Below are 24465 nucleotides of genomic sequence, written 5' to 3'. Positions count from 1 at the left end.
TGCGCAGCGGTTTTCCGAAAAGATCATGCGCAAACAATAACCTAAAGCGCGATGACGATTCATCCTGATCTCATCGCGCTTTAGTCCGCTTGCGTCGCACAACATCTCGACAAAGCCGATGCGCGGACGCGCGTCGGCTTTTTTGCTATAGGAGGTCACAACAAGATCGACAGGGAGGTCGCGCGTGACGACATCGGCCGCAGCCGGGCAGGGGACGCCGCCGGGCTATCGCATTCTCAATGAAACGGATCTTCGCCGCACGCTCGCGGCCACACCGGCGGTCGCGGCGCAGCTCGGCGGACCGGCCGAGCGTTGGGAGATCACCGAGGTCGGCGACGGCAATCTCAATCTCGTCTTCATCGTCAAGGGATCGACCGGCGGCCTCGCGGTGAAGCAGGCGCTGCCTTATGTGCGCCTGGTCGGCGAGAGCTGGCCGTTGCCGCTGTCACGCGCCCATTATGAGCATCTGGCGCTGACGCATCAGAACCGCCTCGCGCCCGGACTGGTGCCGGCGATCGTGCATCATGATCCGGCGCTGGCGCTGACGGCCATGGAGCTGCTCGAGCCGCATATCATCATGCGCAAGGGCCTGGTTGCCGGCACGATCTATCCGGGCTTCGTCGATCACATCACGACCTTCATGGCGCGGACCCTGTTCTTCTCGTCCGATCTCGCGCTGTCGGCCGCATCGAAGAAGGAGGCGATCGCAAGCTTTGCCGGCAATCATGCGCTGTGCAAGATCACCGAGGACCTGATCTTCACCGATCCCTATCGCATCGCCGAGCAGAACCGCTGGACCGCGCCATGGCTCGACGCGACCGCGGCGGACATTCGGGGCGATCTCGATTTGCACGTTGCGATCTCCCGGTTGAAGCTCAAATTCGTGTCGAGCTCCGAGGCGCTGATCCATGGCGATCTGCACACGGGATCGATCATGGTGACGGACACCGAAACCAAGGTGATCGATCCCGAATTCGCCTTCTATGGTCCGATGGGCTTCGACGTCGGCGCCGTCCTGGCCAACCTGCTGATGGCCTATTTCGCCTCCGCCGGGCACGAGCGGTCGCAAGGCGACCGGGAGGCGTTCGAGAGCTGGGTGCTCGGCACCGTCGATCAGGTGTGGAGCGGATTCTCGCAGAAGTTCCTGACGCTGTGGCGGAGCCAGGCGACCGGTGATGCTTATCCGCTGTCGCTGTTTCCCGGCGAGGCTGGCGCCGCGCGGCTGGAAACGGAACGGCAGGCCTATATGGCGAGGCTGTTCCAGGACGCCGTCGGCTTCACGGCGGCGAAGATCATCCGTCGCATCCTTGGACTGGCGCACAACATCGATTTCGAGCTGGTCGAAGACACGAGGCGGCGCGCGACCTGCGAGGCGCGGGCGCTGCGCCTGGCGCGCACGCTGATGATCGAGACGGCATCCTTCACAACCATCGGCGCGGTGACGAAGGCCGCGCGCGAGCTGCGGCATTGGCAGCCGCAGTTTTGAACGGTCCTTGTTAGTCCAGCGAGAGTACGACTCCCTCGGCTCTGACGTCCCGGACGCCGCGCTCGACCGAGCCATAAGCGACAGGGGTCCTCCGATCCCGCCCAGGGATCGGCGGCCTCTGCCTTTCGGCGCAGAGCGGAATCAAATACCGTTCGGCCCGATCTGCAATGTCAGGTGGCGCAATGGCTGGTCGCAAGGATCAGAAGGCTCAGGATCGAAACAAGGCCGGCCAGGCACCGGGCGGCGATCTGGCCCAACTGCACGAGATCGCGGTCCAGCACATGCGCGCAGGCCGAATGCTCGATGCGCAGCTCTGTTGCCAGCAGCTGCTGGCGCAGGATCCCGGTCATGCCGACACGCTGCATCTGATGGGGCTGTTGTGCCTCCAGAGCCAGCAGCTCGACCATGCCGTGGAGTGGCTCGCCAACGCGCTCAGGCGCGAGCCCAAGCCGCTCTATCTCACCACGCTCGGCACGGTGCTGCTGCAGCAGGGGCGCGGCGCAGAGGCGCTGAAGGCGTTCGAGAAAGCCGTCGAACTCGAGCCCGGCTGCGCGGAGCGGTGGCACAATCTGGGTCTGGTGCTCGCCCAGCTCGGGCGCAATGACGACGCCATTCTCAGCTTCCAGCAAGCGCTCAAGCTCAATCCCGGCAATTTGGACGCCGCACAGAACGCCGCGATCCTCTCGCATCAGGCCGCGCGTTTCGAGGATGCGCTCGTCCATCTCGATCTGTGCATGCGCCTGCAACCCGGCAACACGCGGACACTGAGCCTGCGCGCGACGGCACAGATGAATCTCGCGCGCTATTCGGAGGCCCTCGGCGACCTCGAAACGCTTCGTTTGCTCGATCCGACCAATGCCGATGTCTGCAACCAGATGGGCAACTGCCTGTCGGCGCTCGGCCGCTACGGCGACGCCTTGCTCGCTTATGACATGGCGTTCGCGCTCGGCGACAAGCATGCGCTGAAGAACAAGGCGATCGCGCTCGAGCAGCTCGGCCGCTACGACGAGGCGCTGGCCGGTTATCGCCGCGCCGTCGCCGATGACCCCAATGATGCCGGTGCCGCCTGGAATCTCGCGCTCCTTCATCTGCTGACCGGCAATTTCGAAGCCGGCTGGGCGGGGCGAGAGGCGGCGCGCTGGCGAATTCCTGTCCTCGTCGACGGTTATCCCAAGCTGTCGGGTCCGCTCTGGCAAGGAGCCGAGCCGATCGACGGCAAGACCGTCCTGGTCTGCCCGGATGAAGGGCTCGGCGATGTCATCCAGTTCGTCCGCTACGTCCCGATGCTGGCGGCACGCGGGGCGCGGGTAATCCTGCTGGTTCAGGACGAATTGCAGCCGCTGCTGTCACGGCTTCCCGGGGTCGCGCAGTGCATTCCGAAATCGGCCGCGATGGTGCCGCCTTATGACGTCCATTGCCCCCTGACCAGCCTGCCGCTGGTGTTCCAGACCCGCCTCGACACCATACCGGCCGAGACCGCCTATCTTCCGGCGCCGCCGCCGGATCGCGTCGCGGCGTGGGACCAGCGCCTGGGGCCGCATGATCGCTTGCGGGTCGGGCTTGTCTGGTCGGGCAATCCCCGGCACCCGCGGGACCGCGCGCGCTCGATGCCGTTCCGGACGGTCGCCGGCCTGCTCGATGCAGATGCGACTTTCATCAGCCTGCAGAAGGACCCGCGCGCCGAGGATCGGCCGGGGCTGCGCGAGCGGACCGAGGTGATCGACCTGACGGCTGATCTCACCAACTTCGTCGAGACGGCGGCGCTCGTTTCCAGCCTCGATCTCGTCATCACGGTCGACACCAGCGTCGCGCATCTCGGGGCCGCGCTCGGGCGTCCAACCTGGATCTTGTTGCCCTATGTGCCGGACTATCGCTGGCTGCTCGGCCGTGACGACAGCCCATGGTATCCGACCATGCGCCTGTTCCGGCAGGACGAGCGCCGTGACTACGCCGAGGTCATCGGCCGGATCCGGGCCGCGCTGCAGGATACGATCAGCCTTCGGAAAGAGCCCGGCTGAGCTGCACCATGCGGCCTTGTGGTCCGGATTGCTGACCGCGGTTGGCGGTGTATAAGTCGGCCCCCGTCTGCGGCTGCCGTAGGCGCCGCTCCGATGGCAGGCCATGCTTCCAACCGACAGCACGACATCCGACGAGGCTGTAGCGCCGCAGGCTCCGCGCCGCGGCGCGGTCGCGTTCATCTTCGTCACCATCCTGCTCGATATGCTCGCGCTCGGCCTGATCATGCCGATCCTGCCGAAGCTGATCGAGAGCTTCGTCGGCAATGACACCGCGAGCGCCGCGCGCATCTTCGGCCTGTTCGGTACCGCCTGGGCTGGGATGCAGTTCGTATTCTCGCCGGTGCTCGGCAGCCTGTCGGACCGGTTCGGCCGGCGCCCGGTGATCCTGCTGTCGAATTTTGGCCTCGCCGCTGACTACGTGCTGATGGCGCTGGCGCCGTCGCTGGCCTGGCTGTTCGTCGGCCGGCTGATCTCCGGCGTCACCTCGGCCAGCATCTCGACAGCGTTTGCCTACATCGCCGACCTGACGCCGCCGGAGCGGCGCGCCGCGATCTTCGGACGCATCGGGGCCGCGTTCGGCGCCGGCTTCGTGCTCGGTCCCGCGACCGGCGGTCTGCTCGGCGACATCGATCCCCGGCTGCCGTTCTGGGCGGCCGCGGGCTTGAGCTTCGCCAATGCGCTTTACGGCCTCCTTGTGCTGCCGGAATCCTTGCCATCAGAGCGTCGCAGCCCGTTCCGCTGGCGGTCGGCGAATCCGCTGGGCGCGCTGCGCTTGTTGCGCTCGGACCGCACGCTTGCGGGGCTGTCGCTGGTCAACTTCATCACCCAGCTCGCTCATGTCGTGCTGCCGTCGACCTTCGTGCTGTACGCGACCTATCGCTATGGCTGGGACACGCGCACGGTCGGCCTGACGCTCGCGATCGTCGGCGTCTGCGCGATGGTGGTGCAGGGCGGCGCGGTCGGCTTCATCGTGCGCTCGCTCGGTGAGCGCGGCGCGCTGATGCTGGGGCTTTGCTCGGGCACGCTCGGCTTCCTGATCTTCGGCCTGGCGCCGACCGGGCCGTTGAGCTGGACGGGCATTCCGGCGATGGCGCTGTGGGGTGTGTCGGGGGCGGCGATCCAGGCGCTGATGACGCGGCTGGTACCGCCGGACCGGCAGGGCCAGCTTCAGGGGGCGACGTCGAGCGTGCAGAGCATGGCCCAGCTCGCCGGCCCTTTCCTGTTCACGCTGACCTTTGCGTATTTCATCGGCGCGAATGCGCCGCTGCATCTGCCCGGCGCGCCGTTTCTGCTGGCCTCGGCGCTGCTGGTCGTGGCGTTCGTAATTGCGGTGCGGACACTGCGTGCGGGCAAAGAAAAACCCTCAGCCTGAACGCGTCCTGCGATGCGTTTCGGATGAGGGTTGATCGATCTCGGGGCCTCATGGTTCGAGACGGCGCTGCGCGCCTCCTCACCATGAGGGTTTGAGGATCGGCGAACTTACTTCTTCACCAGCGGGCATTCGCTGGCTTCGAGCGGCTTGGCGGCGTCCTCAGCCGAGATGGTCGCGACCAGCTTATAGTAGTCCCACGGATACTTCGACTCTTCCGGCTTCTTGACCTCGAACAGATAGGCCGGGATCAGGCGGCGGCCGTCGGCGCGCAGCGGGCCCTTGCCGAACAGCGGATCGTCGGTCGGGATCTCCTTCATCTTGGCGACGACCTTGGCGCCGTCATGCGGATTGCCGCCCATCGCGTCCAGCGCCTTCAGGTAATGCAGCGTGCCGGCATAGACGCCGGCCACCGTCATCGACGGCATCGTGCCCTTGGGCGAGACCTTCTGGAAACGCTTGGACCATTCGCGGGTCTTGTCGTTGAGATCCCAGTAGAACGACTCGGTGAAGGTCAGGCCCTGCGCGACCTTGAGTCCCAGCGCATGCACGTCGTTGACGAACAACAGCAGCGCGGCGAGCTTCTGGCCGCCCTGGACGATGCCGAACTCGGAGGCCTGCTTGATCGCGTTGGTGGTGTCGCCGCCGGCATTCGCAAGGCCGATGACCTTAGCCTTGGACGACTGCGCCTGCAGCAGGAAGGACGAGAAGTCGGCGGTGTTGAGCGGATGCTTGACCGAGCCCAGCACCTTGCCGCCATTGGCGGTGACCACCGCCGACGTGTCGCGCTCCAGCGCGTGGCCGAACGCGTAGTCCGCGGTCAGGAAGAACCAGCTGTCGCCGCCGGCCTTGGTCAGCGCCTTGCCGGTGCCGTTTGCCAGCATGTAGGTGTCGTAGGTGTAGGAGATGGTATTGGCATTGCAGGCCTTGCCGGTGAGATCGGCGCTGGCGCCGCCGGAATTGATCAGGATCGAGTTCTTCTCCTTGACCAAGTTGGAGACGGCCAGGGCCACGCCGGAGTTCGGCGTGTCCATGATCACGTCGACCTTCTGGGTGTCGATCCACTGCCGGCCGATATTGACGCCGATGTCGGGCTTGTTCTGGTGATCGCCGCTGATGACCTCGATGGTCCAGCCCTTGGCTTTCATGCCGGAGTCTTCGACCGCCATGTTGATCGCAGCCACCGAGTTCGGACCGCCGATGTCGGCATAGAGGCTCGACATGTCGTTGAGCACGCCGATCTTGACGACCTTGTCGTCGGCGAAGGCGGAGCCGGCAAAGCTGAGCGTAGTGGCGGCAAGCAGCGCGGCAATCCGCCGCGCATGAGACGTCGTCATCAAAGTCCTCCCTGGTGTCGTGTCGCGGCGGGGCATCTTGAGCGCCCTTTGCCGTCTACCGTCCTGATTAGCCGGTCTCGTCAGTTGCGGCAATGCGCCAAAAGGGGGGACAGGCGCCCAAGCTTTGTGCGTCTGCCTTGAGCGTTAACGCAGCGCGTCCGAGGTCAGCCGGAATTTCTGGATGCGCTTCCCCGTATCGACTTCGGCGGTATAAACGTTGCCTTGCTTGTCGACGGCCATCGCGTGCACCCAGTGGAATTGGCCGGCATTGCGGCCATTGTGGCCGAAGCTCCCGACCACCTGGCCGTCGGCGCGTCGGATGATCCGGATCTCATTGTTCTCGCCGTCGGCGGACAGCAGGTAGGTCTGCTTCGGATCGGGCCAGACCGCGATGTCCCACACCGCGCCATTGCCGAGCGTGTTCTTCTCGAAGAACCACTCGGTCACGAACGTGCCATCCTTCTTGAACACCTGGATGCGGTCGTTGATGCGGTCGCAGACATAGACGAGGCCGTCATCGGCGATCTTCACGCAATGCACGGGATTGCCGAATTGCTGTGAGACCGGTGCCTTCGGATCATAGGCCGCCTGCTTGGCATCGTCAGGGACATGGCCGTAGGCGCCCCAGTGACGCTTGTAGGCGAGCGTCGTCGCATCGAACACGATGACCCGGCGATTGCCGTAGCCGTCGGCGACGTAGATCTCGTTCGCCTCCTTGTCGATCGCCGTCTCCGCCGGCTTGCCGAGCTGCGTGGTGTCGTTCGAGCCCTTGCTCGGCGCGATCGATCCGATCTGCGCGACGAACTTGCCGTCGAGGGTGAATTTCAGGATCGCATTGTCGTTATCGGCATTGCCGCCGATCCAGACGAAGCCGCGCTCGTCGACCTCGATGCCATGCTCGCGGCCGACCCATTCGTAGCCTGGGCCCGGGCCGCCCCAGGCGCGCAAGAGATTGCCCTCGGCGTCGAACTCAAGCACCGGCGGCGCGGGGATGCAGCATTTCGAACGCGGCGGAGTGAGAGCTGCACCCTTCTCGTCATCGGTCAGCGAGCGCGGGCGATGGATGACCCAGACGTGGCCTTGGGCATCGACGGTGATGCCGCCGACCTGGCCGAGGATCCAGTTGTTGGGCAGCTGCTTCGGCCAGGACGGCTCGACGGCGAAGGCCGGGATGTCGGCGGCGCTGACGCTGCGCGGCAGCAGGAGGCTGAGGGCGATCGCGGCGAATAAGAGGAGGGGGTGGGCGCGACCCGTCGCGCGTCCGCGTCGTGCTCGCGTCATGGCATCCTCCCGATCGCTGCTGCGGTCATCCGCTTGGTTGGACGCAGTCAATCGCGGGCGGGGAGGGGTGTCAATCGCAGCTGACGCGATCCGCCTCGGCGGCGGCCGTTGTCGGCGGCGGCCTCTCTATGGACGGCCGGAGGAAGCGCGTCAGCATGAGCCGCAGATGCTCGCTGCTTCGCTTGAGGTCGACAGAGGGATTGCGGATCGGCAGCGCGCGTGCGCCATCGACGATGACTAACAGGATATTCGCGGTCGCTTCGGGATCGAGGCTGGCATCGACCTCGCCGCGACGCTGCGCCTTGATGAGGAAGTCGACCAGCAGGGCTCGCATTGCGCGCCCCTGCGCGTGGACGATGGGGGCGAAGCCGGGATTGCGGCAGGCTTCGGCCAGCGCTTCGGCGCTGAGGACCTGGGCCTGCGGCTGGTGGATGCTGGTGCTCTCGAGCTCCTGCACCAGCGCCTCGATCACATCAGGCGCCGCCAGGATCGCCTCGAGCCTGCCGGCGGCATGGCTGAGGTTGCGCTCGACCAGCGCCTGGATCATCGCCTCCTTGCTGCGGAAGTAGTGATACAGGTGGCCGGGGCTGATCTTGGCCTCGGCGCAGATGTCGGTGGTGCTGGCGCCGTGAAAGCCGTCCTTGACGAAACACGCCAGCGCGGCCTGGAGAATCTCCAACCGCTTCTGCTCGTGCTTGACCGGATCGACCTTCCTCATCGCGCCAGATCTCGTCTGCCCAAATCCCGCCTCATTGTAGAAGGTGAGCCAACTGATTGTAATATAAAATAATATTTCTCGCCGCTCTCATCTAGAGAATTTGATCTAGTTTACATGGACAGGCCTCGAAGCCCGTGAAATAAAATAGAGTGAGTTATCTATCAATGAGTCTCCGCGGTATGGTGCCTTTTGCTCCGCTCCAGTGGACGGCGCTGGCTTCGCTGGCCATCAGCACCGCCGGCTGCGCCACCGCGCCGCTGGAGCGCGCCGGCTCGCTCAAGAACTATGACCGCCTCGCCGACGCCAACGGGCTGGTGACGCGCGCCCAGATCAAGGCCAACAAGAAGGAGCTGCTCGAGGCCAAGACGGTCCGGATCGAGCCGACCGCCTTTTCGTCCCGTGCCGACGTCGGCTTTGACGAGACCGAGCGCAAGCTGGTGGCCAACGCCATCAGCCGCGAAATGTGCCTGCGGCTGAGCGAGCGCTTCCAAGTGGTTGCGCCGGGCGAGGATGCCGACCTGATCATCAAGGCGACCGTTACCCATGCGACGGCGACCAATGCGACCGCCTCAGCGGCCTCGCAGGCGGCGTCCATCGCCAAGACCGTCGCGCTGCCTGGCGTCCCCGTGCCGGTGCCGCGGCTGCCGGTCGGGCTCGGCACGTTGTCGGTCGAAGCCGAGGCGCGCGACTTCGCCGGCTTCCAGGAGGCCGCGATGGTGTGGGCGCGCGCAGCCAATTCGGTGTCCACGGCACGAATGGCCAATGACGGCGATGCCTACGATCTGGCGGGCGAGTTCGGCGCGGATTTCGCAAAGCTCGTGTCGACCGGCGAGTCGCCGTTTTCAGGCGTCGCCTCGTTCACGTCTTTGCCATCGGTGTCGAGCGTGCCGGCCAAGCTGGGCGGCGCCCCTAAATATGCCGCATGTGAGCAGTTTGGTCGCTTCCCGGGCCTGAAGGGATTTGTCGGCGCCGGCCTCGGCCTGCCGCCGGGCTGGACCGACAAGGGCGCTGACGAGGCCAAGAGTGGGCTCAAGCCAGCGGCCCCCGAATCCGCCCCGGAGGTCGCGAGCATGGAGCTGCAGCCGTCGCGATGATGCCCGCCGCCAGCTTCCGTACCGTTGTCCTGCGTGTCGCGATCGTGCTCGCCGCGTCGTTGCAGCTCGTCGCCTGCGCGGCGATCATGCCGCGCAATGCGCCGTCCGAGCTGGCGGCGCTCAACGCCGAGCCGGTCGGCTTTCGCGACGTGCGCTATTGGGGCGACGAGCCGTCGCCGCGCATGACGGAAGCATCGATGCAGCGCGCATCGGCCGAAATGGCCGTGTCGCGCCCGCTGAACTTCCTGGCGATCTCAGGCGGCGCCGAAAACGGCGCGTTCGGCGCCGGCCTCTTGGCCGGCTGGGGCGAAGCCGGCAACCGGCCGAGCTTCGACATGGTGACGGGCGTGAGCTCCGGCGCGCTGATCGCGCCGTTCGTCTTCCTCGGCCGCGCCCATGATGAGCGGCTGCGCGAGATCTTCACCGCCTATGAGCGCAAGGACATATTCACCGTCAACATTCCCGGCCTGCTGCAGGGCTCGGCGCTGGCAGACAACACGCCGCTGTCGCGCCTGATCGAGAAATATGTCGACCGCGACTTCCTGCGCGACGTCGCCCGCGAGAGCGCGAGGGGCAGGGTGCTGCTGGTCGGCACCACCAATCTCGATGCGCAGCGTCCGGTGCTGTGGGACATGGGCCGCATCGCCGCCGCCGACACGCCCGAGGCGATCGATCTCTTCCGGCAGGTGCTGCTGGCCTCCGCCACCGTGCCCGGCGCCTTTGCGCCGGTCCGCATCAAGGTGCGGATTGGCGACAAGGATTTCGACGAGCTGCATGTCGATGGCGGCGTAACCCGGCAGGTGTTCATCGGCCCGTCGGTGCTGCGCCTCGTCTCCGGCCGCGGCCCGCGCAGGAGCGTGAGCGGCGCGCATCTCTACGTCATCCGCAACGCCCGCATCGATCCGCAATTCGAAAGCGTCGGCGCCGACGTGCTCTCGGTGACGCAACGCTCGCTGGCGACGCTGGTCAAGAACCAGGGCATCGGCGACATCTACCGCATCTACTCGGTGGCGAAATTCAATGGCATCGACTTCAACCTTGCCAGCGTGCCGGCCGATTTCCTGGCCAAGGCCGATGGTCCGTTCGACCGCAGCTACATGACCGCTCTGTTCGATCGCGGCTTCGACATGGGACGGCGCGGCTATCCCTGGGTGAAGGCCCTGCCGGGCCTGCAATCCAACGAGCATGCCATCACCGCACAGATCCCGGCGCACACCATGGCGGCGGCTGCGCGATGATCCCATCGACGTGTCGGTCCGGCGTGAGAGCCTCTGTGCGCGCGGCGCTGGCCTGCGGGACCTTGCTGATGATCCTGCCGCTCGGGGGATGCGCCACCTCGAGCACGCCTGCGCCGGAGACGGACGGGCAGTTTCACAACACCTACAACTATCTGCCCGTCAACGACGTGCCGCACGACGATCAGCGGCCGGTGCTGTCGGTGGAGCAGCAGGAGAAGCTGCGCAAGGAGCTGATGACCGTCCGCGATCGCCAGCTGCCGCCAACCGTGAAGGGGACGCCAACGAAGCCGGCACAGAGTCCTGCTCCGAAATAGGCCAGATGAAGTACCGGCCACGCGGCGCTCTGCGAGCGATCCGCAGTGCAGACTAAGCCCAGGCGTCGTCCCGGCGAACGCCGGGACCCATACCGCGTGATGCATGTGAGGAAAGACAGTCTGGATTGCGATCATCCGCCACAACGTAGGTGGTTGTGGGTCCAGGCGTTCGCCGGGACGACGGCGGTGGGTGTCGCTAGTAGCTGGGCCGGCAACACCTTCGTCCTCAGCATCGCCTGACCAGCATCCACCAGGAGCAGACCAATTGACCGAACCGACCCCGCCGACACTCTCGAAGCGCACCAATGCCGCCAAGGTGCGCAAGGCGGCACAGCATCCGAAGCGGCCAGGCGTCGGCTGCAAGGCCGAGCCGGGAAGCTTCGTGCCGGTTGTCGACCGCAACAGATGCGAGGCCAAAGGCGACTGCGTCGAGGTCTGCCCCTACGACGTGTTCGACGTGGTACCCATCAGCGAGGATGATTTTCGCGCGCTGTCTTTCCTCGGCAGAATGCGCGTCCGCTTCCACGGCATGAAGACGGCCACCACGCCGAACAGCGATCGCTGTCTCGCCTGCGGCCTGTGCGTGGTGGCCTGTCCGGAACGCGCCATCGCTCTCGTGGAGGTCGCGGCGCGCAGCGGGAGAGTGAGATAGCACGTCACCGGACGTGGCCGGCGTTCGTCGATCTCACGCCGGCGGCTGAAAGCTCTTCAGCGTGCGGTTCTTGTAGTCGTAGAATTTGCCGGTCTCGGTCCAGGACGGCAGGCACATCGGCAGGATGAACTCGGCGGCCTGCTCGGGCGTCTCCAGCGTCATCGGGTCCTCGCCGGGGAACACCGTGGCGCGCATGCGGGTGCGGATCGGGCCGGGGCTGAACAGATTGACGCGGAGCGGCGTGCGCTCGGTCTCGTGGGCCCAGACCCGCGCCAGCGTCTCCAGCGCCGCCTTGGTGGCGGCGTAGGGGCCGAGATAGGCCTGCGCCTTGTGCGCGGCGCCCGAGGTGACAAACACGGCGCGGCCGGCATCGGAGACCTTCAGCAGCGGCTCCATGCAGCGGATCAGCTGGAAGTTGGCGGTGAGGTTGACGGCCACGACGTCGTTCCACGGCTTGAGGTCGATATGGCCGAGCGGCGAGGACGGGCCGGGCACGGCGGCGTTGCCGACGAGGATGTCGAGCTTGCCATGGCGCTCATGAAGCGCGGCGCCGAGCCGGGCGATGCCGTCGCTGTCGGTCATGCTGAGCGGCACCAGGGTGGCGCCGTTGCCGGTCTCTTTGCGGATCTCGTCGTCGAGCTCCTCCAGTCCGCCTTGCGTGCGGGCGACGGCGACGACATGCGCGCCGGCGCGGGCGAGCGCGCGCGCGGTCGCATGGCCGATGCCGCGCGAGGCGCCGGTGACGAGGGCGATGCGGTTGGCGAGGGGAAGGGTGGTCATGGCCGCAATCTCGATCTTCGTCGTCCCGGCGAAAGCCGGGACCCATAGTCCGCGGCGGTTATGAGGGAGTTAGGTGCGTGTGGCTAGCCCCGTCGGCGCAACAGGCGGCGGTGGTTATGGGTCCCGGCTTTCGCCGGGACGACGGCCAACTACACCCCCGTCATTTCGGGACGATGCTCGTCGTAGCCCGGATGAGCGACAGCCGGCGCGCGAAGCGCGTCAGCGATATCCGGGTTCACCGGCGACAGTGTGTGTGCCCCCCCGGATATCGCAATAGCCTCCGCCCTTCGGGCGCAGGCTATTGCTCATCCGGGCTACGCTTGCTGTGCCCTCCCGCCTCAGCTCGCCTCGGCCAGCAGCGACAGCTGGTGCTGGGTCGGCTCGACCAGCGACTGGTCGGTGAGGTTGGTCGGGTAGCTGCCGGTGAAGCAGTGGTCGGCGTATTTCGGCGCGGCGGGGTCGCGGGCCGGCTCGCCCATCGCGCGGTACATGCCGTCGATCGACAGGAACGCCAGCGAATCCGCGCCGATCAACTCGCGCATTTCCTCCAGGGAATGCGTGGCCGCCAGAAGGCCGCCGCGGTCCGGCAGGTCGATGCCGTAATAGTCGGGATAGAGGATCGGCGGCGAGGCGAGGCGGAAGTGCACCTCGGTGGCGCCGGCGTCGCGCATCATGCGCACGATCTTGCGCGAGGTGGTGCCGCGGACGAGCGAGTCGTCGATCAGGATGATGCGCTTGCCTTCGATGGCGGCGCGGTTGGCCGAGTGCTTCATCCGCACGCCGGATTCGCGGATCGCCTGGGTCGGCTGAATGAAGGTACGGCCGACATAGTGGTTGCGGATGATGCCGAGCTCGAACGGTACGCCCGAATATTGGCTATAGCCGATCGCGGCCGGCACGCCGGAATCCGGCACGGGAACGACGACGTCGACCTCAGGATGGCTCTCACGCGCCAACTGCGCGCCGAACGCCTTGCGCACCTCATAGACCGAGCGGCCGCCGACGACTGAGTCGGGACGCGCGAAGTAGATGTATTCGAACACGCAGGGACGCGCCGGCTTCGGCGGGAACGGCTTGTGGCTGTGCATGCCGGTCTCGTCGAAGATCACGACCTCGCCCGGCTCGATGTCGCGGATGTAGCGGGCGCCGATCATGTCGAGCGCGCAGGTCTCCGACGCCAGGATCGGACAGCCTTCGAGCTCGCCATAGACCAGCGGGCGGATGCCCAGGGGATCGCGGGCGCCGATCAGCTTCTTGTTGGTCATGCAGACCAGCGAGTAGGCGCCTTCGATCGCGCGCAGCGCCTCGATGAAGCGGTCGATGAAATTGGTGCGGCGGGAATGCGCGACCAGATGCAGGATGACCTCGGTGTCGGTCGTCGACTGCATGATCGCGCCGGCGCGCACCAGCTCGCGGCGCAGAGTGAGGCCGTTGGTGAGATTGCCATTGTGGCCGACAGCGAAACCGCCGGCACCGAGTTCGGCGAACAGCGGCTGCACGTTGCGCAGGATCGTGGCGCCGGTCGTCGCATAACGCACATGGCCGATCGCGGCGTTGCCCGGCAGACGCTCGATGACCTCGCGGCGGGAGAAGGTGTCGCCGACCAGGCCGAGGCGGCGCTCACTGTGAAAGCGCGCACCGTCATAGGACACGATGCCGGCGGCTTCCTGGCCGCGATGCTGGAGCGCATGCAGGCCGAGCGCGGTGATCGCGGCGGCATCATTGTGCCCATAAATGCCGAACACGCCGCACTCCTCGCGCAGCGTGTCTCCATCTAGGTCTGGGTCTCTGGTGTAGGCTTGAGGTCCGAAGTGCAGATCCGCGTCCATTTGGGCTTCGCCGGAAGAATCGTGGTGCTGGTCCATCGCGCCTCTCTTCTGGGCTTGGCTCACTTGGCCGCGGGTTTCTCGATCAGCTTCTTCAAGCTGTCGCGGGCAGGCTTGCTGTACCCATCGCCGCCCGCTCCGGGCGACTCGGTGTCAGTCTGGTCTTCGTCCGGCTTGTTCTTCTTGAATTTCTTTAAAATGGTGTTCTCGGGATCATCAGGCAAGAGCGACATCAGCCAATCCCCGGTTCCCTGCAGCACCACACGGGATTTTGCGCCTGTAACCCAGTCCGGACGCTGCTTGTCCGGCACCAGCCAGCTGAAGAACAGGAACGCGACCACGACGATCAACAGCCCACGGCCCAGTCCGAACAGGAAACCGAGGGTGCGGTCGAGCGCGCCGATCCGCGAATCGAGGATCATGTCGGAGATCTTGACCGTGATCACCGAAACGATCAGCAGCGTGCCGACGAAAGTACCGGCAACGACCACCACGCTCGCGACGGTATCGTTGTTGAAGTACGTTTTGGCGGTCGGCAGCAGCTTGGAGAATGAATAAAGCGTGACCAGGGCCGCCGCGCCCCAGGCCGCGATCGACAGCACCTCGCGCATGAAGCCGCGGACCATCGCGAGCAGCCCCGAGATCAGCATGACACCGAGCAGGATGAGATCGAGGATCGTTACGGGCATCGGCTGCTCAGGTCCGCTTCAAGGTCAAGGTTCGCTTCGAATCGACGGAGGACGGCCTTCCCAGGTGCAGGAAAGCAGGGTTCCCCGGCAAGTCCGGTCTGTCACACGATCCCGTGCGGGCCCGGATGCGGCGTTGTATAGCGGCGAGTCACGGGAACGTCACGGTCCGGCTAGCCGTCCTGGCGGCGGAATCTCGCTGGTGTGGCATTTTTTTCGGCATGGCTCGGCGCGCGGCGGCCCTGATCGCGCGATTCGTCGCTTTCTCCGCTGCTGCCGTGGCGCGCGCGTGGCGTACCGCGGGCGGCGATGTCTGCAACCAGCGAGGTCAGTCCGCCGACGGTGTTGAGGTTGAGGCCGGCATCGCCGCCGGCCTCGCCGCGCGCCCGCTCCGGCAGCACGACGCGGAGAAAGCCGAGCTTGGCGGCTTCCTTCAGCCGCGCCGAGGTCTGCGCCACCGGCCGCACCGCGCCGGATAGCGAGATTTCGCCGAAATAGACGGCATCGGGCGGCAACGGCGCGTTCACCAGGGATGATACCAGCGCGGCCGCGGCGGCGAGATCGGCCGCAGGCTCATGAATGCGCAGGCCGCCGGCGACGTTGAGATAGACGTCGTGGCCGGACAGCTTGACGCCGCAATGCGCCTCCAGCACCGCCAGTACCATCGACAGCCGGCTCGGATCCCAGCCGACCACGGCACGGCGCGGCGTGCCGAGCGAGGTCGGCGCGACCAATGCCTGCATTTCGACCAGCACGGGCCGCGTGCCCTCGATGCCCGCAAACACAGCCGTGCCCGGGCTGCCGAGGTCACGCTCGGACAGGAACAGCTCGGAGGGGTTGGTGACCTCGCGCAGGCCGAGCCCGGTCATTTCGAACACGCCGATCTCGTCGGTGGGGCCGAAGCGGTTCTTGACCGCGCGCAGGATGCGGAACTGCTGTGAGCCTTCGCCTTCGAACGACAGCACCGCGTCGACCATGTGCTCGACGACGCGGGGACCCGCGATCTGGCCGTCCTTGGTGACGTGGCCGACCAGAATGATGGCGGCGCCGGATTTCTTGGCGAAGCGAATGAGCTTCTGCGCCGAGGCGCGCACCTGGGTCACCGTGCCCGGCGCCGATTCGACCGTATCGGTCCACATCGTTTGGATCGAATCGATCACGATCAGCCGCGGCACCGTGCCTTCGGACAGGGTCGAGATGATATCCTCGACCGAGGTCTCGGCCGCCAGTTGCACCGGCGCGTCAGCGAGCCCGAGCCGCTCGGCGCGCAGCCGCACCTGGGCCACGGCTTCCTCGCCTGAAATGTAGACGGCGCGGTGGCCGGCCCGCGCCATCATCGCGGTGGTCTGGGTGAGCAAGGTCGACTTGCCGATGCCGGGGTCGCCGCCGACCAGCAGGATCGAGCCGCGCACGAAGCCGCCGCCGGTGACGCGGTCGAGCTCGGTCATGCCGGACGACAGCCGCGGCGCGTCGATGCTCTTGCCGGTCAGCGATTCCAGCTGGAAGGTGCGGCCCTTGCGCTTGGAGCGCAGCGACACCGGCGCCGAGGTCGCGCCCGTGGTGTCCTCCTCGGCCAGCGTGTTCCACTCGCCGCAGGCCTCGCATTTGCCCTGCCAGCGCGAATAGGCCGCGCCGCAGTTCTGGCAGACGAAGGAGAGGGCGTTCTTGGCCATGGGAGGAGAATCGATGCGGTCAGGAGTGGGGGGCGTTCCATAACATACTTAGGCCCGCGGCCAGCATGATGCCATCCATCACCAGCCGGAACACGTCCGGCTTCATGTGCAGCACGAAGCGTTTGGCGACGAAGGCGCCGGCCATCAGCGAGCCGCCCGCGATCAGGCCTTTCAGCAGGATGTCCGGCGTCAGCGCGCCGAAGCGTTGGAAGGTGATGGATTTGGAGACATAGAGCCCGAGCGAGCTCGCGGCCTCGGTGGCCAGGAAGGCGCCCTTGGACAGGCCGTAGAACAGGAACAGCGGCACGCTTAGCGGCCCCGTCGAGACCACGATGCCGGTCAGAAATCCGATCACCGCACCGCCGAGCGCGAGATGCCAGAGGTTGGCTTTGATGTCGTGCCGCGCCAGCCAATGCCGCACCGGCACCATCGCCATGAGAAAGAGCCCGATCGTGATGTCCACCGCGTGCGATGGCAGGATCAACAGTGTACGCGCGCCGAGCGCGGCGGCCGGAATGCCCGTGATCGAATAGGCCGCGCAGGCGCGCCAGTCGACCTCGCGCCACCACGCCAGGATGCGCGACAGGTTCGCCATCACGGCCGCCACCGCCATGATCGGCACGGCTTCCTTCGGCCCGTACTCATAGACGAGCACCGGCATCAGCATGATCGACGAGCCCGTGCCGACGATGCCGGACAGCGTGCCGGCAACGAGGCCGACGGCGAGGACGAAGAGGAAGCCCAAGGGTGTCGTCCTCCACAGGGATGAGGCACGACCTTTCCGCCCGTCATTGCGAGGAGCAAAGCGACGAAGCAATCCAGGGGCGTCACGCATAGCCCTGGATTGCTTCGCTGCGCTCGCAATGACGGAGGAGAGAGCTGCGCCGGTGGTTAACAGCTGGTTCGATCCGACTCGTAATCGCCGATGATTGTGCGTCTGCATCATTAAAAGTTGAAGCGTATTCGTCGCATGTGAGCCGACATCTTTCGAGCGAGACGACGATGCGCAGAGATCATCAGCCGACACCCACGCCATCCGCATCCGCGTTTCCGCTGTTCGCAGGCGCGATGCTGGCGATGGAGGCGGGGGAGGTGATCTGCCTGCGGCTCGAGAAGTTCGTGCGCTGCGATGATGACGCCTCGCACGAGGCGCAGCTGATGGTGGCCGAGAAGATCGCGGCGGCGTTCGAGGCGGCGGCAAGCCTGTGCGCCGGCGCATCTCCGGCTGATATCGTCGGCCGCTATCGCGAGCACGTCGCGGCGAACGCGCGGCGGCTGTCAGCCTGAGCTATCAGCAGCCTGCGCGCGCCAGTCGCGCGGGCGCAGGCCGAAGCGCTGCTTGAAGCGGCGCGAGAAGTGCGACAGATCCGAAAAGCCCCAGTCGAACGCGATGCGGCCGATGTCATGGCCCGCGCAGGCGGGATCGCGCAGGTCGCGCGCGACGCCGTCGAGCCGCCGCGCCATCACGATCTCCGAGAAGCTCGTGCCGGCGCGCGCCAGCAGCTTGTGCACGTAGCGCTCGCTGATCCCGACTGATGCGGCGATAGTTGCCACGGTCAGGCCGGGCTCGCGCAGCCGCTCGTGGATGGCGCGCCGCAGCGCCAGGGTCGTGGCGTCGGCGAATGAGGCCGTTGCATGCGCCTCGCGGCTGCGCGACACACTCAGCGCAACGAGATCGAGCAGCACGCTGAACAGAGCGGTGGCCTGATCGGGTGCGAGCCGCAGGACATTGGCGTTGAGCGAGCGCGCGGTCTCGACGATCAGCGCGCCGAGGCAGGGATCGTCGGACAGCCGCGCCGGCGCGATATCCGTCGCAGCCGGCAGGCGGCCGAACAGCGCATCCGAGGGGACGCGGAATGAGATGACGCCGAGCGACGGGCCGCGATCATGCTGCAGCACGAAGGTGCGGTCGCTGTCGAAGATGCCGACCTGTCCGGCCGACAGGCTGACCTCGTGCTCGTCCTGCAGGATGGTGCAGCGGCCGGCGAGCTTGAGGTTCAAGTAGAAGCAGCGCTGGCCGGAGGCGGCAATGTCGGTGCGCGAGCGGCGCACGGTGTGCTCCGGGAAGGCGACGCGGTTGATGGCGCCGCTGCCGAGGCTGACATGCTGCACCTCCGCCGCAAAGCCGGTGCCGCGCGCGGGCTCAGGCGTCAGGTTCATGAAGGCCTGGCAGATCGCCTCGCGATAGTACGAGAACTGCTCGGCGGGCCGCACCGCCGCCGTATTCCAGCTCCGCTGACGCTCAACCTCCGCGCCCGGCATCGGTTCACTCCGAGACCAATTGGTTCAGTTGCAGCCAAGCGCGGCGACCGCGCTCCGGCCATCCTCCTTGCACCGTCCCTCATCGTGCAAAGGAACATGATCATGTCAACCTACGTCCTGGTCCACGGCGCCTGGCACACCGGCGCCGAGCTCGAGCCGGTCGCGGCGCCGATCCGCGCCGCCGGCCATACCGTCCACCTGCCGACCATCAGCGGCAACCGTCCGGGCGACGCCAAGACCGTGGGCCTCGACGAGGCCATCAGTTCGATCGTCGACTACTTCACCGCGCACGACATCACCGACGCCGTGCTGATGGGCCATTCCTATGGCGGCATGGTCATCACCGGCGTCGCCGACCGCCTCCCCGAGCGCATCCGCCGGCTGGTCTATTGGAATGCATTCGTGCCGAATGACGGCGAATGCCTCAACGACATGGTGCCGCCGCATTATGTCGCGCTGTTCGACGCCGTCGCCGCCGAGCGCGGCGACGGCTCGGTGGTGCTGCCGTTTCCGATCTGGCGCGAGGCCTTCATCAACGATGCCGACCTTGCCACCGCGACGCGCACCTATGAGATGCTCAATCCGCATCCCAACAAGACCTTCACCGATGCGATCAAGCTGAAGACCAATCCCGCGGAGATGACCATCGCCAAGTCCTACATCAACTGCACCGAGGACACGGCGCTGCCGCACAGCCTGCCATGGCATCCGCGTCTGTCCGGCAAGCTCGGCCTGTTCCGGCTGGTGCAGGTGCCCGGCAGCCACGAGCTCTGCTTCTCCGATCCGGCGCGGCTGGCGCAGGCGATCATGGATGCGGGACGCGACTGATAGGGCAGCGACTCTGACGTTAGCCGTGCAGCGAGTGGAGACGGAAATTTATGGTTGTGATCCGCCTCACATTCGCCACGGCTGAGACCTGCGAGATTGTTCTCCGATGAACGGACCCGGTTGGTCAGCAAACCCCCTGCGAAACATCGGAGAACGCAGTCATGACCCAGCTCCATCTGACGTCGTCGTCGAAGGTTCTGTCCGGCAAGGCCATCAGTGCGAAGCCCGGCGCATCGAAGACCTGGCTCGCGATGGCGGCCGGCGCGCTCACCACGGTGTTCGCCGTCATCGGCGCGGTGAACAGCGTCATTCCTGCGGTCTCCAACATCGGCGAGGCAACGCTGGACATGCTCAACCTGCCGGCCTGCCTGACCTACAGCGATCGCTTCGGCGGCACGCAGAGCAGCTTCCGCAAGGAGGGCAACATCTGGCGCGAATATCCGCGCGGCTCCGAGACCTACAGCTACGAGTTCAAGGAGATCCGCCGCACGCGCCAGGAGATCATGCTGTGGAACATCACCCCGCGCGCCAACGTCCCGGATGCGGCGAGCCTCGTGGTGCATCTGCCGGTGTGCGGCGGCACCGCCATCCTCACCGAAGGCCTGCCGGAACGCTCGACCCGGCTCGAGGAGGTCTGGCCGGATCGCGGCTGAACCGATCTCACGCTCCGTTTTTGTTAGTCCGTTTGCTCGACCGGCTTGGACCTGCGCTCCGTTTCAACACGATCCAGGCCGGTGCGTGATCGCTGGCGCCGTCCTCGCCGCGGATGGCGCGGTCGACGCCGGCCTTGGCGAGGCGTGGCGCGAGCTGCGGGCTGAGCAGCAGATGATCGAGCCGCAGGCCGGCGTCGCGCGGCCAGCGGTTGCGCTTGTAGTCCCAGAAGGTGAACATCGGCTGAGACGGATGCAGCTTGCGGATCGCGTCGCACCAGCCCTGATCGACCAGCGCCTTGTAAGCCGCGCGGCTCTTCGGCTGGATCAGCGCATCCTTGTCCCACGATTTGGTGGGATAGATATCCAGCGGCGTCGGCGCGACATTGTAGTCGCCGGCGAGCACGACCGGCAGGTCGTCCTTGATGAACTTGGCCGCATGCTTGTGCAGCCGCTTGAACCAGGCGAGCTTGTAGTCGAATTTCGGCCCCGGCTGCGGATTGCCGTTCGGCAGATACAGGCAGCCGATCACGATGCCGCGCACCGCGGCCTCGATGTAGCGCGCCTCCTTGTCGGCGGGCGCGCCGGGCAGGGCGGTGCGGATCAGCACCGGCTCGGCCTTGCGCGCGAGGATCGCGACGCCATTCCAGGTCTTCTGTCCCTGCCACACCGCGCCATAGCCGGCCTTCTCGATCTCATCGATCGGAAATTCGTCCTGCGCGGATTTCAGCTCCTGCAGGCAGACGACGTCGGGCTTGGCGGCGTGCAGCCAGCGCAGCAAGTTGGGGAGACGCCGCCGGACATTGTTGATGTTGAAGGTCGCGATCTTCATGATGCCGCCGATCGGGGAAACGTCGGATGAAAAAGCTCGCAACCGCCATTTTGTTCACGCTGACGGTCGCGGCGGCCCCCGCGGCGCACGCGCAGCGGCAGCCGACCGACGAGGAGCGCGCCGCCTGCCAGGCCGATTACGACAAGTTCTGTCTCGGCATGATCCCCGGCGGCGGCCGCATCATCGCCTGCCTCACGCGCAACTATGCCCAGCTCGCCGACAGCTGCAAGAAGATGCTGGACGCCACCAAGGCCGAGGGCAAGGAGTAGTGCTCGACACGGCTGCTCGGGCGCTGACTGAGCGCGAGGACCGCGCGCTCAGTCCGCCTTGCTGCCGGTGACCACGCGAGCGTCTCGACCGGGCGGTCGGTGCATCTGCTGCGAACTGGCGCGACCCATGGGGTCACTGGTACGGTCGTGCCGCGCACCGAGGACACCCGCCATGGCCAAAGCCCCCATCCCGCATCCGATCCTCTCGACCACGCGTCTGCGCCTGCGGCAGTTTCGCCCCGACGATGCCGAAGGCATGCATCGTTGCTTCGGCGACGCCGCGGCCATGCGGTTCTGGAATCACGCAGCCTATGCCAAGCCGAGCGAGAGCGAGCGCGCCGTGCGTCGTTTCATCGACTGCACGCCGTCCTACTACCGGTTCTGGGCGGTGGCGGAGGCCGGGAGCAACCGCTGCATCGGCATGGTCAACTATCACGACGGTCAGATGCGCAGCCGGCGCGTCACGATCGGCTACATCGTCGATCCCGGGCGGCAGCGCACCGGCATCGCCACCGAGGCGGTCGCGGCGATGCTCGACTTCTGCTTCGGCGAGCTCGGCCTGCACCGCGTGCAGGCCTTCATCCATCCCGACAACGCCGCCTCGCGCGGGCTGGCCGAAAAGCTCGGCTTCCGCTGCGAGGGAAGGCTGCGCGACCATCTGCGCGTCTCCGGCGAATGGCGCGACGACATGCTGTACGCGCTGCTGGCGACGGAGCGACCTGGCGCGGTTATACCATGAGCACCGCGGCCGGCCGTCGCTCCGATGGATCATCCCTGACGGCCTATTTGTTCGACCTCGACGGCACGCTGGCGGCCAGCGAGGCCTTGAAGGCGCGCGCTCTGGCGCAGGCCTGTACGAGCTACGGCGTCGAAGCCGATCCGCTGATCTATGCCGATGTGATGGGACAGGACTGGACCACCGTGACCGGCCACTTTTTCACCCGCTACGGCATCAATCCGGCGCGCGACGCCTTCAACGCGCGCTTCCGTGGCATCTACCTCGATCTCCTCGAGCGCGAGGTTGCCGCAACCGACGGAGCCGTGCAGTTCGTCCGTTCGGCTCGCGATCGCGGAATGAAGGTCGGTCTCGTCAGCTCCGCGGCATCGTGGATGGCGGAGAAGGTCCTGGCCAGGCTCGATCTGACGGGCGCGTTCGACATCGTCATCACCCAGGAGGACGTCATCAGGCACAAGCCCGATCCGGAAGCCTATCGGCTCGCGTTGTCGCGGCTGGGCGTGGATGCGACAGCCGTGCTAGTGTTCGAGGACTCGCTGGCCGGGCTGACCGCCGCATCCTCGGCCGGATGCGGCTGCATCGCCATCCGCCATGGCTTCAACACAAGGCACGACTTCTCGGCTGCGACCAGGGAGATCAGAAGCTTCACCGAGCTTGGGCTCGGCTGAGCGGATGGAGTTGGCTTGGACACCTGGGCTTGATGCCGTCATGGAACACCGGCCCTCAACGACCGTTGCACTGGTCTATCGCCAGGAAAGGTCCGACACATGAGAGCAATCACCATCACCTTGGCGCTCGCAACGGCAGCCGCGCTCAGCGCCACCGCCCAGGCCGCGTCGCGGCTCGAGTCGCGTCGTGTGGTTCAACGGCCGGAGCGGCTCGTGATCGACGTGCCCGCCGCACGGGATCCATTCTGGATCCCCGACTACAACATCGTCCCGCGCTACCGCTATCGCCCCGAGGACGACCGGGTCGACACCAGCCCCTATGCCCCGCCGGTCGCGCGCAGCGAGCCGCGGCCCGGCTCGCTGGGGATCGGGCAATAACGAAGATCCGGAGGCATTCGGTAGTCCACCGGTTCACTGGGCCGACGCTGGACAACCATCGAGGACCGATACCGGCTGGAATTGAATCGCTGCTTGCCTGCGTTCGGGTCCATCGGCGGCGTCTTCTGGACTCTTTGCAGACGGCGGCATCATAACGAGCAGTGTCACGCCGAGTAGTGTCGAGTCTCGAAGGCTGAACAGGAATCGAACGCTAGTCGGATCCGGGGCTTGCTGCGGAGTCGGATGGCGGAATTCGACGAGGACATAGGGAGGCATGATCGTTTCTTCATGATCCCAAGAACCTGTCAGAAATAGTTCGCGAAGCGAGCCCTTGGCGACGAGCCGCAGCAGACATGGTTGGAGGCGGGTTTCTCGCCCTGAGGAGAAGAAGCTCAACTCGTGGAGCACTCCCGTATCGCCGTTCGAGAACGCAACGTGGAGTCGCGTTGTCTGATAGGCAGGCGGGAGGCCCGAGATCGTGCCGTCTGAGCCGAGCGACAAAATCCTGTCTTGATGCGCCGGAGCTGCTGTGGTGGCGAACATGATCATCGCGACGAGAGCCATTGTGCGATTCATCGAAGAGGCGTTCATCTCGAGGGGGCGGCTGGCCCGTCCTTGTAGCACGAGACATGGTCGTCACCGATCCTCTCTGATCAGTTCGACGGTGCCGTCGACCCTGCGCGACGCGACGAAATTCGCGAGCAATCTCAACGCGACAACCCCTGTCCAGTCCCTTCGCGAAAAATATTCGACTTCCGTTTATCAGAAAAATATGGTTCACTCGCTTCGTCCCGCCTCGGCACGAGGGGCGTATCGCGATCGTCACGGCACGCGGGGTGGGATGCGGTGGGCGCTTCGGGTCGCAGCATGGCTTGGCCGTGCGGACGAACGGCTCGAGGCGCACGTCGAAAACGTATGGTCCTGGCATCTCGACGCCGATGCTACGCTGGTGGTGATGATGATCCGCCGGTCACGGGGGCAAGACAGCCGATCCCCGGGGAGAGTGCGCATAAGACGTGAAGCCATCGCGCAGGGAATGCCGGTTGACCGGCTGGACCTGTGGTGACTGCCGCCTGCTTTTTTGCTGCAGGCGGGCCATGGGTTGCGGCCAGCACCCAGCATTCCCTGCGCCCTCGTCTTCAAGAGGGTGAAAACGAGAAGAAAAACTCGGGCGCTGGATGCCGCGAGAATGAGAACGCATGTTCGAGCGCCGGCACCACGAACGAAGCGACAGCGGGCGCCGTCGCGAGTTGGTGCCGATATCTATCAGCCCGTCATTGCGAGCGTAGCGAAGCAATCCAGGGGTGGTGTGCGGGACTCTGGATTGCTTCGCTGCGCTCGCAATGACGTCGGGGAAACAGCAACGCAAA

At 66.0% G+C, this 24465-nt stretch carries 27 protein-coding genes; 15 read left to right on the top strand and 12 right to left on the bottom strand.

The window, feature by feature from the left end; genetic code table 11:
- The first annotated feature begins 184 nt into the window (after positions 1–184).
- Entirely contained in the window at positions 185–1486 is a 1302-nt protein-coding gene (gene mtnK, locus BRAD285_RS18085) for an S-methyl-5-thioribose kinase (protein WP_006610993.1), read from the top strand.
- Between the two features lie 170 nt (positions 1487–1656).
- On the opposite strand, the gene BRAD285_RS36320 is transcribed toward mtnK, so the two are convergent.
- A complete protein-coding gene (locus BRAD285_RS36320; RefSeq protein WP_244422145.1) occupies positions 1657–1893 on the bottom strand; it encodes a hypothetical protein in 237 nt (78 codons plus the stop codon).
- On the opposite strand from BRAD285_RS36320, the gene BRAD285_RS18080 reads away from it, so the two are divergent.
- Positions 1855–3504 (top strand): tetratricopeptide repeat protein, encoded by a 1650-nt coding sequence (locus BRAD285_RS18080; RefSeq protein WP_244422143.1) that lies wholly within the window; start codon positions 1855–1857, stop codon positions 3502–3504. The genes BRAD285_RS36320 and BRAD285_RS18080 overlap by 39 nt on opposite strands.
- A gap of 103 nt (positions 3505–3607) precedes the next feature.
- Positions 3608–4876, top strand: coding sequence for a TCR/Tet family MFS transporter (locus BRAD285_RS18075; protein WP_006610991.1), 1269 nt, complete (start codon positions 3608–3610; stop codon positions 4874–4876).
- Between the two features lie 107 nt (positions 4877–4983).
- On the opposite strand, the gene BRAD285_RS18070 is transcribed toward BRAD285_RS18075, so the two are convergent.
- The 3 genes from BRAD285_RS18070 to BRAD285_RS18060 form a co-directional block, all read right to left on the bottom strand.
- Positions 4984–6210, bottom strand: a complete 1227-nt coding sequence (locus BRAD285_RS18070) for an ABC transporter substrate-binding protein (RefSeq protein ID WP_006610990.1) — start codon at positions 6208–6210, stop codon at positions 4984–4986.
- A 144-nt stretch (positions 6211–6354) separates the two neighbouring features.
- Positions 6355–7491, bottom strand: coding sequence for a hypothetical protein (locus BRAD285_RS18065; RefSeq protein WP_006610989.1), 1137 nt, complete (start codon positions 7489–7491; stop codon positions 6355–6357).
- A 70-nt stretch (positions 7492–7561) separates the two neighbouring features.
- Positions 7562–8209 carry a TetR/AcrR family transcriptional regulator gene (locus BRAD285_RS18060; protein WP_006610988.1) on the bottom strand — a complete coding sequence of 216 codons (648 nt, stop codon included), beginning with the start codon at positions 8207–8209 and terminating at the stop codon, positions 7562–7564.
- A gap of 179 nt (positions 8210–8388) precedes the next feature.
- Here BRAD285_RS18060 and BRAD285_RS18055 point away from each other — a divergent pair, with 179 nt between their 5' ends.
- The 4 genes from BRAD285_RS18055 (at position 8389) to BRAD285_RS18040 (ending at position 11507) form a co-directional block, all read left to right on the top strand.
- The gene (locus BRAD285_RS18055) at positions 8389–9303 is read left to right on the top strand and encodes a DUF3313 family protein (protein WP_244422141.1); all 915 of its coding nucleotides are present in this window, start codon (positions 8389–8391) and stop codon (positions 9301–9303) included.
- Positions 9300–10541, top strand: coding sequence for a patatin-like phospholipase family protein (locus BRAD285_RS18050; RefSeq protein ID WP_006610986.1), 1242 nt, complete (start codon positions 9300–9302; stop codon positions 10539–10541). The genes BRAD285_RS18055 and BRAD285_RS18050 overlap by 4 nt, the downstream gene beginning before the upstream one ends.
- A gap of 23 nt (positions 10542–10564) precedes the next feature.
- Complete coding sequence (locus BRAD285_RS18045) at positions 10565–10855, top strand: hypothetical protein (protein ID WP_139020602.1); 291 nt, start codon at positions 10565–10567, stop codon at positions 10853–10855.
- Positions 10856–11120: 265 nt separating this feature from the next.
- The gene (locus tag BRAD285_RS18040) at positions 11121–11507 is read left to right on the top strand and encodes a 4Fe-4S binding protein (RefSeq protein WP_035645680.1); all 387 of its coding nucleotides are present in this window, start codon (positions 11121–11123) and stop codon (positions 11505–11507) included.
- Positions 11508–11540: 33 nt separating this feature from the next.
- Here BRAD285_RS18040 and BRAD285_RS18035 read toward each other — a convergent pair whose 3' ends face one another.
- From BRAD285_RS18035 to BRAD285_RS18015, 5 genes are all read right to left on the bottom strand, one after another.
- Positions 11541–12287 carry an SDR family NAD(P)-dependent oxidoreductase gene (locus BRAD285_RS18035; RefSeq protein ID WP_006610983.1) on the bottom strand — a complete coding sequence of 249 codons (747 nt, stop codon included), beginning with the start codon at positions 12285–12287 and terminating at the stop codon, positions 11541–11543.
- Positions 12288–12625: 338 nt separating this feature from the next.
- Positions 12626–14116 (bottom strand): amidophosphoribosyltransferase, encoded by a 1491-nt coding sequence (purF, locus tag BRAD285_RS18030; protein WP_050886809.1) that lies wholly within the window; start codon positions 14114–14116, stop codon positions 12626–12628.
- 59 nt (positions 14117–14175) lie between these two features.
- Positions 14176–14802, bottom strand: a complete 627-nt coding sequence (locus BRAD285_RS18025) for a CvpA family protein (protein WP_006610981.1) — start codon at positions 14800–14802, stop codon at positions 14176–14178.
- A 170-nt stretch (positions 14803–14972) separates the two neighbouring features.
- A complete protein-coding gene (gene radA / locus BRAD285_RS18020; protein ID WP_006610980.1) occupies positions 14973–16472 on the bottom strand; it encodes a DNA repair protein RadA in 1500 nt (499 codons plus the stop codon).
- 19 nt (positions 16473–16491) lie between these two features.
- A complete protein-coding gene (locus tag BRAD285_RS18015; RefSeq protein WP_006610979.1) occupies positions 16492–17217 on the bottom strand; it encodes a sulfite exporter TauE/SafE family protein in 726 nt (241 codons plus the stop codon).
- A 257-nt stretch (positions 17218–17474) separates the two neighbouring features.
- Between BRAD285_RS18015 and BRAD285_RS18010 the strand changes: the two genes are divergently transcribed.
- Positions 17475–17759, top strand: a complete 285-nt coding sequence (locus BRAD285_RS18010; RefSeq protein ID WP_035645677.1) for a hypothetical protein — start codon at positions 17475–17477, stop codon at positions 17757–17759.
- Here BRAD285_RS18010 and BRAD285_RS18005 read toward each other — a convergent pair.
- Positions 17751–18734 (bottom strand): helix-turn-helix domain-containing protein, encoded by a 984-nt coding sequence (locus BRAD285_RS18005; protein ID WP_006610977.1) that lies wholly within the window; start codon positions 18732–18734, stop codon positions 17751–17753. The two genes, BRAD285_RS18010 and BRAD285_RS18005, sit on opposite strands and share 9 nt — an antisense overlap.
- Positions 18735–18836: 102 nt before the next feature.
- On the opposite strand from BRAD285_RS18005, the gene BRAD285_RS18000 reads away from it, so the two are divergent.
- Together BRAD285_RS18000 and BRAD285_RS17995 are read left to right on the top strand one after the other, a co-directional pair.
- Entirely contained in the window at positions 18837–19562 is a 726-nt protein-coding gene (locus tag BRAD285_RS18000) for an alpha/beta hydrolase (protein ID WP_006610976.1), read from the top strand.
- Positions 19563–19723: 161 nt separating this feature from the next.
- Positions 19724–20215 carry a hypothetical protein gene (locus BRAD285_RS17995; RefSeq protein ID WP_006610975.1) on the top strand — a complete coding sequence of 164 codons (492 nt, stop codon included), beginning with the start codon at positions 19724–19726 and terminating at the stop codon, positions 20213–20215.
- A 7-nt stretch (positions 20216–20222) separates the two neighbouring features.
- On the opposite strand, the gene xth is transcribed toward BRAD285_RS17995, so the two are convergent.
- The gene (xth, locus tag BRAD285_RS17990; RefSeq protein ID WP_006610974.1) at positions 20223–21044 is read right to left on the bottom strand and encodes an exodeoxyribonuclease III; all 822 of its coding nucleotides are present in this window, start codon (positions 21042–21044) and stop codon (positions 20223–20225) included.
- 26 nt (positions 21045–21070) lie between these two features.
- Between xth and BRAD285_RS17985 the strand changes: the two genes are divergently transcribed.
- The 4 genes from BRAD285_RS17985 to BRAD285_RS17970 all read left to right on the top strand — a co-directional run bounded on the left by BRAD285_RS17985 (position 21071) and on the right by BRAD285_RS17970 (position 23095).
- Positions 21071–21313: a hypothetical protein gene (locus tag BRAD285_RS17985; protein WP_006610973.1), complete on the top strand. Its 243-nt coding sequence runs from the start codon at positions 21071–21073 to the stop codon at positions 21311–21313.
- Positions 21314–21485: 172 nt separating this feature from the next.
- On the top strand, positions 21486–22052 hold the full coding sequence (locus BRAD285_RS17980) for a GNAT family N-acetyltransferase (RefSeq protein WP_006610972.1): 567 nt from the start codon (positions 21486–21488) through the stop codon (positions 22050–22052).
- Positions 22049–22717, top strand: a complete 669-nt coding sequence (locus BRAD285_RS17975) for an HAD family phosphatase (RefSeq protein ID WP_006610971.1) — start codon at positions 22049–22051, stop codon at positions 22715–22717. The genes BRAD285_RS17980 and BRAD285_RS17975 overlap by 4 nt, the downstream gene beginning before the upstream one ends.
- 99 nt (positions 22718–22816) lie before the next feature.
- Positions 22817–23095: a hypothetical protein gene (locus BRAD285_RS17970; RefSeq protein WP_006610970.1), complete on the top strand. Its 279-nt coding sequence runs from the start codon at positions 22817–22819 to the stop codon at positions 23093–23095.
- Positions 23096–23128: 33 nt separating this feature from the next.
- On the opposite strand, the gene BRAD285_RS17965 is transcribed toward BRAD285_RS17970, so the two are convergent.
- Positions 23129–23659, bottom strand: a complete 531-nt coding sequence (locus BRAD285_RS17965) for a hypothetical protein (protein WP_035645674.1) — start codon at positions 23657–23659, stop codon at positions 23129–23131.
- On the opposite strand from BRAD285_RS17965, the gene BRAD285_RS35435 reads away from it, so the two are divergent.
- Complete coding sequence (locus tag BRAD285_RS35435; protein WP_139020601.1) at positions 23637–24161, top strand: hypothetical protein; 525 nt, start codon at positions 23637–23639, stop codon at positions 24159–24161. The genes BRAD285_RS17965 and BRAD285_RS35435 overlap by 23 nt on opposite strands.
- Positions 24162–24465 lie beyond the last annotated feature (304 nt).

The sequence above is a fragment of the Bradyrhizobium sp. ORS 285 genome, from assembly GCF_900176205.1.
Lineage (GTDB): Bacteria > Pseudomonadota > Alphaproteobacteria > Rhizobiales > Xanthobacteraceae > Bradyrhizobium.
Note: the sequence above shows the minus strand (reverse complement) of the source record. Positions and strands in the feature narration are given on the sequence as shown.

What these genes read in the sequence shown, in the direction of transcription:
- BRAD285_RS36320 (WP_244422145.1), bottom strand. Translation starts at nt 1,893, where the DNA reads ATGGTCGAGCTGCTGGCTCTGGAGGCACAACAGCCCCATCAGATGCAG.
- BRAD285_RS17965 (WP_035645674.1), bottom strand. Translation starts at nt 23,659, where the DNA reads ATGGCTCTCGTCGCGATGATCATGTTCGCCACCACAGCAGCTCCGGCG.
- BRAD285_RS18070 (WP_006610990.1), bottom strand. Translation starts at nt 6,210, where the DNA reads ATGACGACGTCTCATGCGCGGCGGATTGCCGCGCTGCTTGCCGCCACT.
- BRAD285_RS18065 (WP_006610989.1), bottom strand. Translation starts at nt 7,491, where the DNA reads ATGACGCGAGCACGACGCGGACGCGCGACGGGTCGCGCCCACCCCCTC.
- xth (WP_006610974.1), bottom strand. Translation starts at nt 21,044, where the DNA reads ATGAAGATCGCGACCTTCAACATCAACAATGTCCGGCGGCGTCTCCCC.
- BRAD285_RS18075 (WP_006610991.1), top strand. Translation starts at nt 3,608, where the DNA reads ATGCTTCCAACCGACAGCACGACATCCGACGAGGCTGTAGCGCCGCAG.
- BRAD285_RS18050 (WP_006610986.1), top strand. Translation starts at nt 9,300, where the DNA reads ATGATGCCCGCCGCCAGCTTCCGTACCGTTGTCCTGCGTGTCGCGATC.
- BRAD285_RS18000 (WP_006610976.1), top strand. Translation starts at nt 18,837, where the DNA reads ATGTCAACCTACGTCCTGGTCCACGGCGCCTGGCACACCGGCGCCGAG.
- BRAD285_RS17975 (WP_006610971.1), top strand. Translation starts at nt 22,049, where the DNA reads ATGAGCACCGCGGCCGGCCGTCGCTCCGATGGATCATCCCTGACGGCC.
- BRAD285_RS18010 (WP_035645677.1), top strand. Translation starts at nt 17,475, where the DNA reads ATGCGCAGAGATCATCAGCCGACACCCACGCCATCCGCATCCGCGTTT.
- purF (WP_050886809.1), bottom strand. Translation starts at nt 14,116, where the DNA reads ATGGACGCGGATCTGCACTTCGGACCTCAAGCCTACACCAGAGACCCA.
- radA (WP_006610980.1), bottom strand. Translation starts at nt 16,472, where the DNA reads ATGGCCAAGAACGCCCTCTCCTTCGTCTGCCAGAACTGCGGCGCGGCC.
- BRAD285_RS18060 (WP_006610988.1), bottom strand. Translation starts at nt 8,209, where the DNA reads ATGAGGAAGGTCGATCCGGTCAAGCACGAGCAGAAGCGGTTGGAGATT.
- BRAD285_RS18080 (WP_244422143.1), top strand. Translation starts at nt 1,855, where the DNA reads ATGGGGCTGTTGTGCCTCCAGAGCCAGCAGCTCGACCATGCCGTGGAG.
- BRAD285_RS18035 (WP_006610983.1), bottom strand. Translation starts at nt 12,287, where the DNA reads ATGACCACCCTTCCCCTCGCCAACCGCATCGCCCTCGTCACCGGCGCC.
- BRAD285_RS18005 (WP_006610977.1), bottom strand. Translation starts at nt 18,734, where the DNA reads ATGCCGGGCGCGGAGGTTGAGCGTCAGCGGAGCTGGAATACGGCGGCG.
- BRAD285_RS17970 (WP_006610970.1), top strand. Translation starts at nt 22,817, where the DNA reads ATGAGAGCAATCACCATCACCTTGGCGCTCGCAACGGCAGCCGCGCTC.
- BRAD285_RS18055 (WP_244422141.1), top strand. Translation starts at nt 8,389, where the DNA reads ATGGTGCCTTTTGCTCCGCTCCAGTGGACGGCGCTGGCTTCGCTGGCC.
- BRAD285_RS17980 (WP_006610972.1), top strand. Translation starts at nt 21,486, where the DNA reads ATGGCCAAAGCCCCCATCCCGCATCCGATCCTCTCGACCACGCGTCTG.
- BRAD285_RS17995 (WP_006610975.1), top strand. Translation starts at nt 19,724, where the DNA reads ATGACCCAGCTCCATCTGACGTCGTCGTCGAAGGTTCTGTCCGGCAAG.
- BRAD285_RS35435 (WP_139020601.1), top strand. Translation starts at nt 23,637, where the DNA reads ATGATCATCGCGACGAGAGCCATTGTGCGATTCATCGAAGAGGCGTTC.
- BRAD285_RS18025 (WP_006610981.1), bottom strand. Translation starts at nt 14,802, where the DNA reads ATGCCCGTAACGATCCTCGATCTCATCCTGCTCGGTGTCATGCTGATC.
- BRAD285_RS17985 (WP_006610973.1), top strand. Translation starts at nt 21,071, where the DNA reads ATGAAAAAGCTCGCAACCGCCATTTTGTTCACGCTGACGGTCGCGGCG.